Annotated in this window: 11 protein-coding genes; 2 read left to right on the forward strand and 9 right to left on the reverse strand. The window is 46.5% G+C overall.

Features of this window, described 5'->3' with window-relative positions; all coding sequences use genetic code 11:
- Together K2Q26_09925 and K2Q26_09930 are read left to right on the forward strand one after the other, a co-directional pair.
- A partial coding sequence (locus K2Q26_09925) for a tail fiber domain-containing protein (GenBank protein MBY0315826.1) occupies positions 1–2,868 on the forward strand: 2,868 nt, incomplete at its 5' end.
- Between the two features lie 60 nt (positions 2,869–2,928).
- A complete protein-coding gene (locus K2Q26_09930; GenBank protein MBY0315827.1) occupies positions 2,929–4,047 on the forward strand; it encodes a DUF1513 domain-containing protein in 1,119 nt (372 codons plus the stop codon).
- A 6-nt stretch (positions 4,048–4,053) separates the two neighbouring features.
- Here the strand turns inward: K2Q26_09930 and K2Q26_09935 are convergent, their stop codons facing one another.
- The 9 genes from K2Q26_09935 to K2Q26_09975 all read right to left on the reverse strand — a co-directional run bounded on the left by K2Q26_09935 (position 4,054) and on the right by K2Q26_09975 (position 12,071).
- Positions 4,054–6,354: a PQQ-binding-like beta-propeller repeat protein gene (locus tag K2Q26_09935; GenBank protein ID MBY0315828.1), complete on the reverse strand. Its 2,301-nt coding sequence runs from the start codon at positions 6,352–6,354 to the stop codon at positions 4,054–4,056.
- Complete coding sequence (locus K2Q26_09940) at positions 6,351–6,740, reverse strand: pentapeptide repeat-containing protein (protein ID MBY0315829.1); 390 nt, start codon at positions 6,738–6,740, stop codon at positions 6,351–6,353. Before K2Q26_09940 ends, K2Q26_09935 begins: the two co-directional genes overlap by 4 nt.
- Positions 6,741–6,774: 34 nt before the next feature.
- Complete coding sequence (locus K2Q26_09945) at positions 6,775–8,277, reverse strand: hypothetical protein (protein ID MBY0315830.1); 1,503 nt, start codon at positions 8,275–8,277, stop codon at positions 6,775–6,777.
- A complete protein-coding gene (locus K2Q26_09950) occupies positions 8,225–8,542 on the reverse strand; it encodes a hypothetical protein (GenBank protein MBY0315831.1) in 318 nt (105 codons plus the stop codon). The genes K2Q26_09945 and K2Q26_09950 overlap by 53 nt, the downstream gene beginning before the upstream one ends.
- Before the next feature lie 127 nt (positions 8,543–8,669).
- Positions 8,670–9,140 (reverse strand): DUF2062 domain-containing protein, encoded by a 471-nt coding sequence (locus tag K2Q26_09955; GenBank protein ID MBY0315832.1) that lies wholly within the window; start codon positions 9,138–9,140, stop codon positions 8,670–8,672.
- A 45-nt stretch (positions 9,141–9,185) separates the two neighbouring features.
- The gene (locus K2Q26_09960; protein ID MBY0315833.1) at positions 9,186–9,635 is read right to left on the reverse strand and encodes a hypothetical protein; all 450 of its coding nucleotides are present in this window, start codon (positions 9,633–9,635) and stop codon (positions 9,186–9,188) included.
- Between the two features lie 52 nt (positions 9,636–9,687).
- Complete coding sequence (locus tag K2Q26_09965; protein MBY0315834.1) at positions 9,688–10,242, reverse strand: TMEM165/GDT1 family protein; 555 nt, start codon at positions 10,240–10,242, stop codon at positions 9,688–9,690.
- A gap of 33 nt (positions 10,243–10,275) precedes the next feature.
- Positions 10,276–11,034 (reverse strand): TIGR02147 family protein, encoded by a 759-nt coding sequence (locus tag K2Q26_09970; GenBank protein MBY0315835.1) that lies wholly within the window; start codon positions 11,032–11,034, stop codon positions 10,276–10,278.
- 89 nt (positions 11,035–11,123) lie between these two features.
- On the reverse strand, positions 11,124–12,071 hold the full coding sequence (locus K2Q26_09975; GenBank protein ID MBY0315836.1) for a hypothetical protein: 948 nt from the start codon (positions 12,069–12,071) through the stop codon (positions 11,124–11,126).
- Positions 12,072–12,082 lie beyond the last annotated feature (11 nt).

Here is a 12,082-nt window from a genome sequence, read left to right on the forward strand (position 1 = left end):
GCCAAATTGGCCGCGAATGCGGTAACTACAGCAAAGATATTGGATGCTAACGTGACGACGGCTAAGATTGCTGATGCGAATATCACCATGGCGAAACTTGCCGATGGATCGGTGACCTCTGCAAAGATTCTCGATGGAACTATAGCCACGGCGGATGTAGGAAATTCTCAAATTACAGATGCAAAAATAGCCACGATGTCTATCAATAAGCTGACGAGTGCGGCGACTCAGTACTTGACCTACGCTCCAAATGGCACAGCTTGCTCTAATGGCGAAGTTTTAAAGAAGACAGTAAATGGTTGGGAGTGCGGAGCGGATGTGAGTGGCGGAGCTCCGAGCGGCGCGGCAGGTGGCTCATTAGCTGGCACATATCCAAATCCAACACTGGCTGCGAGTGCGGTGACGACCACCGAAATTCTTGATGGCACCATTGCAGCCATTGATATTGCATCAAATGCTGTAACGACAGTAAAAATTCTTGATGGCAACGTCACGACCGCGAAAATTGCCGATGCGAATATCACCACGGCGAAACTTGCCGATGGATCGGTGACCTCTGCAAAGATTCTCGATGGAACTATAGCCACGGCGGATGTAGGAAATTCTCAAATTACAGATGCAAAAATAGCCACGATGTCTATCAATAAGCTGACGAGTGCGGCGACTCAGTACTTGACCTACGCTCCAAATGGCACAGCTTGCTCTAATGGCGAAGTTTTAAAGAAGACAGTAAATGGTTGGGAGTGCGGAGCGGATGTGAGTGGCGGAGCTCCGAGCGGCGCGGCAGGTGGCTCATTAGCAGGCACATATCCAAATCCAACATTGGCCGCGAGTGCGGTGACGACCACCGAAATTCTCGATGGCACTATTGCAGCCATTGATATTGCATCAAATGCTGTAACGACAGTAAAAATTCTTGATGGAAATATCACAACAGCAAAAATTGCTGATGGTGCGGTGACTTCAGCGAAAATCCTCGATGGTGCAATTGCGACTGCGGATATCGGAAACGCTCAAGTTACAGATGCGAAAATAGCTACGATGTCCGTCAATAAGCTGACGAGCGCGGCGACTCAATACTTCACCTACGCTCCAAATGGGGCAGCTTGCTCCAACGGTCAAGTGCTCAAGAAAACTGCGAATGGCTGGGAGTGTGGTACAGATGCGACAGGGACCGAGGCCGATACCTTAGCGACAGTAACCGCTCGGGGCGCGACCACTTCGGCGCCCACGGTTTTTTCGGGAACCCTGAACGCGAATTCAAACGTCTACATTAACAATAACTCGCCGACCATCTACTTACAAGATACGGATCATCGATCGGGTATGATCCACATGAATTCGAACCAGTTTTATATTTTATCAGGATCTGGAACAAATTCTACGGGCTGGGCAACAAATGGTTCGAGCTGGCCTCTCCAGATTGATTTAACTAACGATAACATTACGCTCGGGGGATCTACGAATGTCGCCGAGGGAACTCTCTCTGTGGGCGGAAACGGTGTTTGGCACGCAGGTAACTTTAATCCAGCCTCTTATCAGACGGCGCTAGGTTATACGCCTGTCAATAAAGCGGGTGACTCGATGACGGGAAGCTTGTCGGTTGCAGGTACAACCACTTCGACGGGTGCGCTCTATGCGAACGGTGGAGTTGTTGTAGATGGGAATGTGGTGATTGATGACGGAGCCGGTTGGCACCGCACTTACGGAGCTACAGGTTGGTTCAACGGCACTTATAGTGGCGGTTGGTTTATGAATGATACAACGTGGATTCGAAGTTATGGCGGTAAGAGTGTTTTGTTAGATGCCGGCATTAACGTAACTGGTGTGAACGCTACCGATGGAGCTTATGCGATTCGCGGAACAACTTCCAATACAGGTGGCGGCGGAGTGATCGGTTATAGTCAAAACTCTGCCGTTTACGGAATACTTGGTCATGCCAATGCTTACGCGTTTTACGGAGCAGGCGCGGGTTACCTTTCAGGGACTTTAAACGCTGGTGGTTTACAAGTGGGAGGAAATGCGGTCTGGCATGCTGGAAACTTTAACCCCTCCTCTTATCAAACGGCTCTGGGATACACGCCGCTTTCGAACACATCGACATCGGGACAATCCATCGCTTACACGAGCGCTGGTGGCCCGCAAGTTCTCGGCAGTGGTGGCGGTGCTTCGATGTTGAGCTTTCATCGTCCGGGTTCTTACGCTATCAATTTCGGGTTAGATACGGACAACCAACTTAAAGTGGGGGGGTGGTCTATGGGCGGTAATGCGTACACCCTCTTACACACAGGAAACTTCAATCATGTTAATCCTAATTTTGACCAAGTTTATATGAATCGTCTCTATGGTCCCACAGGCGCGGGGAACTTTCATATCGACACGAGATCTTCAGGAGCAGTTTATATCGGTTGGTTTGGGGGCAACGGGAATACGGTTATAGGCAACGGAGCTGGTGGCCCAGGGACAATTCAGGCCGGAGCATTTTATTATGCTTCTGATCGAAGGCTTAAACAAAACATAAAGCTCATTGAAAATCCTCTTGATAAAATTTTAGCTCTTGAAGGCGTTTCGTTTGACTGGAGAACTGACCACAAACATGACATTGGTTTTATAGCCCAGGATGTTCAAAAAGTTCTTCCGGATATGGTGCAAACTTTTACTGATGATAAAGGGAAAGAAACAAAAAGTGTGAAGTATGGAAATATTGTAGCGGTCGTCGTTGAGGCGATTAAAGAGATGTGGGCTAAAGTTACAAATCACGACGAAAGAATTGAAAAGCTCGAAAGCGAAAATAAAGAGCTTAAAGCTCGATTAGATCGCCTTGAGAAAATGATCGAGCAGCGCGCCCCGGCCTCAGCTAAAAAATAATTCTTTAAAATTTCGGGTCCCCACTATTTTTTTACAAATGATCCGCTATAATAATAGATAATGAAGCTATCAAGACGTCACCTTTTAATGGGAAGTGTGGGAAGTGCCATCGGCGCCACAGCGATCTTTAAGCTTTTAGAGTCTGTGGCAAGAGAGACTGCAGCTGTTCACGGACGTTTTCTGGTCTCTGCGAATTCGCCGCGGGTGGAAGAAAGTTTTAATCCGATTCATGCTCAGTCGCGATATTTGCCACGCCTGCCGGGGTCCTTAAGTCTCTTTGATGTGTCCAGCAGTCGGGTGTCCTCTATCGATCTGGGGTGTTTTCCTCACTCCGTTGTTCAGTCCCCAATCGATCCTGATTTGGCCGTGGCCATTGAGCGCTGGAATTCAAGGGCGGTCTTTGTCGATTTAAAGACTCAGAGTTTGCGAGGTCACATTGATGCTCCCGAAGGTCATTACTTTTATGGCCACGGCGTTTTCAGTCATGATGGTCAAAAGATCTATATCTCTGGAGTGCGAAACAGTGATCGGTTGGGCTTTTTGTTTGAAGTGAATCCGCAAAATCTCATTGTCGAAAATCAGATTCCCACCGGGGGATATTCTCCGCATGATTGCCTGTGGCTGGATCATCAGAGTATTATTGTCGCCAACTCTGGTCACTCCGGGCAAAAGCCGGTCATTACTGTAGTCGACAGCCGTGGAATGACTGCCCCGAAGGTTTATACCCATGATCGCCTCGAAGCGACGCATTTGATTCGACTCGGTGAGGGTCCGATCATCTGCGCCTCCGGTTTTAATGGAGGAGTTTATCCATGTCTCTACGAATTTAATCCTCAATCGCGACAGATATCCTCGCTCGGTGCAGAGCTGGCTCCGTTGATTCAGCACCTGAAGGGGGAAGCCCTAAGCCTGGCCGCATTCGACTCTCAGTCGCTCTTTTCAACGGTGAGTTTTTCACCTTATCTTTTGGAGTGGAATCTTAAGAAAAACTCGATTCAGGTTCATAAAACAGACGTGATTTTTTATAATCTCTCGGCGGAATCTCCCGGTCGTCTTCTCGGTGGAGAAAAGGCCACCGGTGATCTGTATCGTATCGAGAAAACTCAGGACGGAAAAATAAAGACCCATCTCATTCAGTCCCGATTTGCAAATGCCAGTCACAGTCGAATTTTTATTTAGTCCTGATTAGTTTTGCGGTACAGGTAGGAGCTGCACCGAGGCCGGAAATTCTGGAGAAACCAGCATATGCTGGGATCCCAGGGCGGGCTCATTGGTCATTTTTCCACCCACGGGCTCCGACGCCATGATCTTTCTTTGATCATCAAAAAGACAAAGGGAATCGAAACGGCAAGGGACAAGGATTCGAAATCCTTTTTTATTTCGAAAAGCAATGGCGCTGGCTTTATGTCCCTTCTCCCCAAGTGGTAACGACTGCAGTAGTGTCATTTTGTCGATGTGAATCCAATTTAGATTTCCGTCGGTGGATCCCAAGAGGATTTCTCTGCGGTGAGGTATGATCAGCGGTGAGCTCATGATCATGGCGCCCAAATGCACAACTCCACGCATTTTCCCGTCAGTGATATCGAATTTAAATAGATTCTCGCTCCAAGATCCCACGAAAACATGTTTTTCAAAGATCAAGGGTGAGGTTTTGATTTCAGCACCTAATTTTTTCTGCCAAATCAATCTCCCATTGTCGGTCCGAAGCGCTGTTAACGTTCCCTGATTGCTACCATAGATGATGATGGCTTTGTCCTCACTGATCGCAGGAGTTGAATGACTTTGCTGTTGGTGAAGGGGACCCTTCCAGAGTTGGGAGCCATCATCAGCATTAAGTTTAACAACAAACCCATTGGCAGGATTTTCCGTTTCGACATTGACGTAGATCGAGGAGTCGACCACTTTGGGAGTGGCACCAATAGCATCCCCGAGCTGAACCCACCACGAGATATGACCTGTTTGTCGATGGATCTTATAGAGTCTACCGCTGTATGTTCCGATAAAAATAAATCCTTTGTAAATTGCAGGTGAAGAATGAATACCCCGAGGGGAATCGAATTTTAAACTCCATCTTAAGTGACCGGTGGGATCGATGGCATTAAACACACCACTGTCTCCCGCAACGTAAAAGCCGAGGTCATCCGCCACGGGCGAAGACTTTGCCGCGTTGTGGATTCCAATATTGACCTTCATGGATAGGGGAATCACGGTGGGAGAGGATTTTTCTGAGAAACTTATTTTTAACAATCCTGTGTTTTGTAAATCTCCGCGAAAACTCGATGAGTCCCCGGCGGGTGAAGTATCGAAAGACTCTGTAGATTTAAACACATATTTCGTCGATGTCTGAGGTACAACAAAAGAGTTTCGACCCCAGACGGAGTATTTAAAAGCCTGTTGGCAGGCTTCCGTCATCCAAAAGACCGGTTGATATTCAGATTGCGAGGGTCTTCGCGTGAGCAGTCCAAACAACGCTTTTTGCGACGGATTCTTTGAGCAGAAGTCTTGAATTTGCGAAACAAAGTAGGCGGGATCGCAGGTCACCCGAACGGCTCGGTGATTCTGCGCCAAATCCACTTCCTGCCACGAATTCTCACCCTCTTGATAGATGAGCGGTGCGACGCAATGGGGTTTAATATCGATCATGTTCAGTGCAGTAAGGCGCCCCTCTCCGGTGATCGCCGTGTCGCCCGCCGAGAGATATGGATTGAGTTGTGATATTAAAAAAATGGAGACAAGGATTCCAAAACGGAAATTCAAAAAATCTTTGATGTGGATATCGGTCCACTTTTCATAAATCAAACCGAGAGGAATAAACGTCAGCAAAAGGAGCATGATCGTCGGGTAGTAGAGTTGTATATAAAAGGTGGAGCAGAGATGAAAAACCACAAGGATTGCGAAGACCCCTAGCGCCACTTTTCGCGAGGGCAGCAGTAAGCCCCAGATTAAACCAATTTCCAGAATAATGACGCCAATCAACAGTGCACTCCGCACCTCCTCGGAAATGGGTAAGCCCGGTCCAAACAAACTTAAGCCTGAGACCCAGTCTTTGTTGAGCTTGAGAAGTCCGGCAAAAAAATAAAAAAGACAGAAAAAAAGTCGCAAGTGATGAATTGTGTAAGGAATCACGAGAAATAAAACGGTGGTCCAGTGTTGCATGAGATGAAAATTTCCCATGAGTCTATAGTCCGAAAAATAAACGCCGAGCTTTAAGAAAAGAGAAGCCCAAAGCAGAATGGAACTGTACTTCTTCTCGGTGAGAAAAGCCAAAGAGGAAGCCGCGCTCACCAAAAGAAGTAGCCAGGCAGTGCTCATCGCAAGAAACGGACTGAGGTTAAAAGTATTGATGATAGGTATAGGCCACGGGGTGGATTTTAAGAGGAGAAACGGAGAATGAGCGCTATACAAACCGATTTCTAAAAAGTAAATCGCACTCGCCACAAAAGAAAGACTTAAGAAAACGCCGTAATTTTTGCGAAATGGGGTCACGGAAATACCTCATTTCCTTGGGCTTTGAGCTTCTTTTGAGCCTCTTCATTGATGGAGGTTTCGATAAATCGGCAGGAGATCAGCTGGACATGGGTGAAGAATTCGGCGGGGAGCGAAACTCGCTTAAACGTGGTGTGGATAAAAACGGCATTGAGAAACTGGCTTTCGCTGAAGTCGACGTCTTCAAAAACGGTGTCTTGGATCCGCGCGGATCGAAAATCAGATTTAGAAAAATTCACTTTTTTATAGTAGGAGCGATCTATCCGAGCGGCTTTAAGGCTCGAGCCTTTGAGATTGGAATTGATATAATGCTGGTGATGAGATGAGAGGCCTGGGAGTTCCAAAGGAATATCTACGGAAAGTTGGGAGGGTTCCGGGTTGAGCATAAAGAACCCAAAGAGAGTGGCTCCTCGAAGTGTTCTACTCAGTTTCTCCAATAGAAGCTCGCAACACGTAGGAATTAGAGATGCCCGGCGAGGAGGGGAGGTCATCTGTGCCATAGATGTGCGTGCGAGCCCGCCCCACTTTTTGGAGGCAGAGATCGGCTTTGAGTAGTTTTTCAAAAGCTTCCGAAGTTTCAAAGTTTTTTTCATCCCCACATTGACTGCTCGATCCCCAGTGAATTCCACGTCCTGAACAATAGAGAGACTTTCTGAGAATCGGAGAGCTATCTCCATAATCGTACTTTCTCGTGATAAAGACATTAGCTTTTTGATCTTGAAGCAGTGCGGATGAGGTTTTTTCTGTAATTCGGTGAGCTCGCCTGTCGATGGTGACCTGGCGACCGATATCTTTTTGTACATTGCTCAAAGTTGTTTTGAGCTCTTCGTAATCAATGCCTTGAAAGCTCGTTTCCGCAACGGCATTTAAATCCGAGGGGAAGGGATTCTTGATCTTCGTCTTGGGAAGCTGAAGGGGGTTAAAAATAATCGTAGAGCTTATTTTCCGAGTGCTCAGATCTTTATGTAACGCCTGCCAAAAAGCCACACGGTTTTCGTAGACGTCAAATGGAGGCTCCTTGCAGTTTAAACTAAAGTAGATATGAGTTCCGTTGGTGATCGTTTTTAGTTTGAAATGAGAGGGAAGTTGCTGAGAATTATTCAGATAAATCAAAGCCTGCGATGGGTCGACGATGTCTTTAAATTTTTGTGAATCAAGACGTTTAATGACAATGTCGCTAAACTTCTGACGGGTTACGATTTTTTCATTTTTCTTGAGTCGGATCTCTTGAGATGTAAATTTTTGAATGAGCCACGGCGAAATCGTGTCATAGCTTTTGGGATCTTTCCAGTGACCATCTTGGTAATTTCCTGGGGATCGAAAGGATAAGCGATTTTTTTCGAGACTGGTTAAAAAATCAGGGCGAGGGGACGAGAAGTTAAAGACCACTTCAAACTCTCCGACGGCCAGGAGACCTTTCGAAGGTTGCCCTTTTAAAAAGGCCTCGGGTTCCAACATATTGTAAAATTCGGTGTCCTCGAGACGATGATCGGGCAGAGACAGGCAATGTTGGCGTAAGCCTTCGATGTAGTTTTTCGCATTGAGCTCGTAACCCTGCGGAGATTTAAATCCCTTTTGGAACTTTACGGTGAACGATTTAAAATCAGGAGTATGGGTGACGGATTCGGAAAGTGTAGGAATGGATTTGATCCGCTGATGGCTAACAGTCAGGGAGAATAAAGACGTCAGGTAGGAATCCGCCGGAACAATCAAGTGGGGATCTAGAGTGGGCAAAAAGTAATCTTCGACGTAGATGGTGAGAGTCTTTTGGTTTTTTTCTGAGCGAGAGAGTGCAAAAACAATCAGACCCACAAGAACCACGGCCGTGATCGGTAACCCCGCAGCCCATAGAATTTTACTTTTTGATATCTTAGTCACCCCCGTCACCACCATCGGCACCACCCATTCCCATACCCATTCCATAACAGGTCTCGTAGGCTTGAGGGGTCCGATTGAGGCAAGCGGGAGCACTCGCTTTGACCGAGTTCCACTCGGCGATGCTATTTGTAGGAACAAACATAGTACTGGTCGAACACGTATTGACGACATAATAACACTCGCCAAACTCAGGGACATAAAATCCCGCGTAGTAGGCCGCATTGTAATATTGAGCCGCAATTCCTCGAATCACATACAAACAGGTGAATATAAATCCAAAAAGAATTAGTGGCAGCAGACGTTTACTCATATCTCTATCTTATCAAAAACCCTAAATCCTTCAAACACCTTATACAGGGTTGTATCAATTCACGAGAGAGGGAAGCTTCTAAAGATTGGACGAAGGTCGAGTTTGATAGGTGTGTCTCAATGGGACATCACGAGGAAGATCTCTTCCTCCTCAATTTGAGAAACAGCTTTTTAAAAGCGTAATAGCAGCCATAGCCAAAGATGGGAGCGGTAAGAGCCCATGCGAAGACGGCAGCGAGAACAGCCGTGCTATATTGCACAACGAACTGTCGAGGGTCGTTGGAAAAGTGTTCTAAAATGAGATCGGGCCTCAACGGGATATGTTCCATTCCCAAAAGAAATTCTCCAGAGTAAATAAAAACAGGAATCATAAGAAGATGAACCGGCCACATGAGCTGGTTGACCAACTGAAGTGTGGGTTGATTGAGTTCAAAAAATAAACTGAAGATCAGGCTAAGTATTGTGCAAAAGCCCAGGACGGGGAAAGAGCCGCAGATGACTCCCATAGTGCAACTCAATGCCAACCCTTGGGGAGATGTTCCTTTTTTGAGCTGATCGAGCAGAAACTCTTGAGCGCGGCGGGCGTAGTGAATAAGCATGATTGAATCTTACGTGAATCTTTTGTCGCAATAAAGATAAATCTGTCAATCATCCCGGGCGATAGGACATTCAATCGTTGCGGTCATCAGAATGTGATTTTCAATCTCTTCGATGGGAGTTTCCGCGGGAAGAACCACTCCTTTGGCGATGACGCTTCTATTTTTCTCGAAACACTCCAGGCCCTTTTTGAGCTCGTTATCACTCAGCATCAGAGTGAATCGAGGAGCGAGGCACGATACAGGAGTCTCAGTGGTATTGTTATAAATAAAAATATCGAAGTGATGTGACTCTAAAACCAGTAAAACCGAGCGCATTTCGGGAGGCAGGTTTTCGCCTATACCCTCAAGCATTTTATTTTTTCTTAGAAGTCCGGCGACTTGAATGACGGATCCATAGGCGAAGTCCGTCGTTTTATCAGTGATGCGGCAAGAAAATCCTGCATAACAATTGGCACTTAATGAAAGAATTACCAGCACGAGCATCAAAGGACGCATTTGAGATCTCCTAATAGCGAATACTTCTCAAATGAGCAGTATTTATGCCAGTTCAGCGGTACAAGAGAATGCCCACACCAAAGAGCACGAAGGCCACGCTGGCGGCACGACGAATCCAATCCATCGGAAGCCGTTTCAGGAGGCTTTTGCCGAGGAAGACAGCTAGGGCGTTTGCGGCGATCATCCCCAACGTCGTCCCTAGGGTCACAAATAAAAGAGAAGCGTACTGAGCTCCCAGGGCTATGGTGACAAGCTGGGTTTTATCCCCCATCTCTGCAAAAAAGAAGAGAAGCGTCGTGGTGAAGAACACACTGGAGGTTTTCGCCGGACGAACTTCACCTTCTTTGTCGGGAACTAAAACCCACACCGCAAAAATAAAAAATGTCATTGCGAGAATCCACTTTAACATCTCTCGGTCCACTGTTGTGGCGAGCCAGCCCCCAAAGCCCGCAGCGAGTGCGTGATTGAGAATTGTTGCGACAAAGACACCGCTGAGAATTGTCCAAGGTTTATTGTAGCGAGCGACAAGAATCAGCGACAGGAGCTGAGTTTTATCTCCCATTTCTCCAACAAAAACCAATGCGAATGAGGACAGAAGGGCTTCCATGCGCACACCCTAACACGAAAGGGTGCGTGACGTTTATTTTTCTTTGATAGCCTTGGGCCAGTCGAGCAATGGAAAAAGTTGCACGTTCAGCTGAAAAACCTGATCCAATTCTCCCTCGGACATGTCAGCGGAAAGTCGATTTAGAAAATTTCGGATTTCTCTTTTGCCGTGTTCAATTTTGCTCGTATTTGCGGGAAAAGTAATGCTCGTAAAATCTCTTTGATCCACATGAATCTCGTTTAAGGCGTGACTTGCAACAACTAAGTTGTTTTGGTGCCGTTCCATCAGCATGGGTGAGGATTCGTTGTCGGTGGTCGTAAAGATCTTATGAAGCGTTTCGTAGGTGTTATCACTTTGCTTAAGAATATAATTTTTTTGAGCCAAATGATTTAACGCGGACGACACACTCTCCTGCGCGACGCCGAGTCGCTGGGAAATCTCCTCCGCCGTTTTTGGAGGAGAATCTATTTCAAGAACAGATAATATCGCATAGTAAATCCAGTTGACCGCGATTTCTCTCGAACCTTCATCGAGTTTCATTTTTTGAGATTCGCCATTGGAGCTCATCTCTCCAAGGAGTGCTGCTTTTTCCTCGGTCGATAGATCCAAGAAATCGATAATTTTTTTTGCCGTTTTTGTCGTGATCGTTCTTTTGCCGTTCATGATTTCGGAAAGAGCTCCAGAACTTAAACCGATAATGGAGGCGATATCGCGGCGAGAAACGTCTTTCGTTTTTTGTGTCGCATCCAGGAGCTTTTTGCTCAAGAGACGACGGACTTTAATTTTCCACATGAGAGGAGAATAGCGAAAGAGTTCGGAAAATACAATTGTGGAATTTGCTCCAGATATGTCTGGAACTTTGTTGGAAAAAGACGTGGAAATTAGCTGTCGGAAGATACGATTTTATCAAATGCGAGTTGAGCGCGCTGATGAAAACGGCGAAATTTTTCAGATCGGTTGGACCATTTGTTAAGTGCGGACATCGCTATGGGACTTCGGAGAAACCACAATAAAATCACTCCCAATGCGAGCGGTCTCAGTGCCAACAACAGCGTTGAACTCCAATTTCCCTCTCGAAAATAATAGAAAAAAATCATCATGATAAACGTTAAGAGAAACAAAGGTCGAAAGAAGGATCTTAAAACAACTCCCATAAAAGAATCGTTCCTCTTTTTTTGGAGCGGTCGGTGAGCGCGGCCGATGATGAAGGGGTTGGTGTTGCGGTAATGCATCACTAGTATCGGAATAAGCATCGCTATGCAGAGTTTGACGGCGATGAGACCGATAAAAACTGAAAGTAAAAGATCAGGAGCCCAAGGCCATTCCGACTCCAACTTCCCTTTGTAAAATAGGAGAATGTTATAAAAATCGAAGCCATAGATGAGAAGTAGGGTCACCAGCGGCTGAAGGAATGCCCAAAGCGAAAGCAAAATCATACCGAGCCCACAGCCCAAGAGGTTTCTGCCGAAAGTCGCAACGCCGAGCCAATAAAGCCATCCCTGAGTGGTGATCGATATCATCGGGCCCAACTTATTCCCTATCGGAGATAAAGACTTCATCACTGCAGAAATACCTGAGATTTCAAAAACGGCGGCGGTCTCAAGACAATCCTTGAGTAGGGCATGCGTTAGAAAATATCCTTGATTGAGAGACATAAAGTGGCCACCCAGTGGGATATGAAAGGCTTGGAGGAGGGAACCTAACCCCACTTCGGCCAGTGAAAGTTGTGCTGCTCGGTCCACCACGACAAGAGATGACGGGGCTTGGATCACTTGTGGTGGAGCAGCTCGCTGCGTGTCATTAACCCTGGTGTTTACGACCGAATTCATATTTGACATAA

Source organism: Bdellovibrionales bacterium (genome assembly GCA_019750295.1).
In the GTDB taxonomy this organism is placed as follows: Bacteria; Bdellovibrionota; Bdellovibrionia; order Bdellovibrionales; family JAGQZY01; genus JAIEOS01.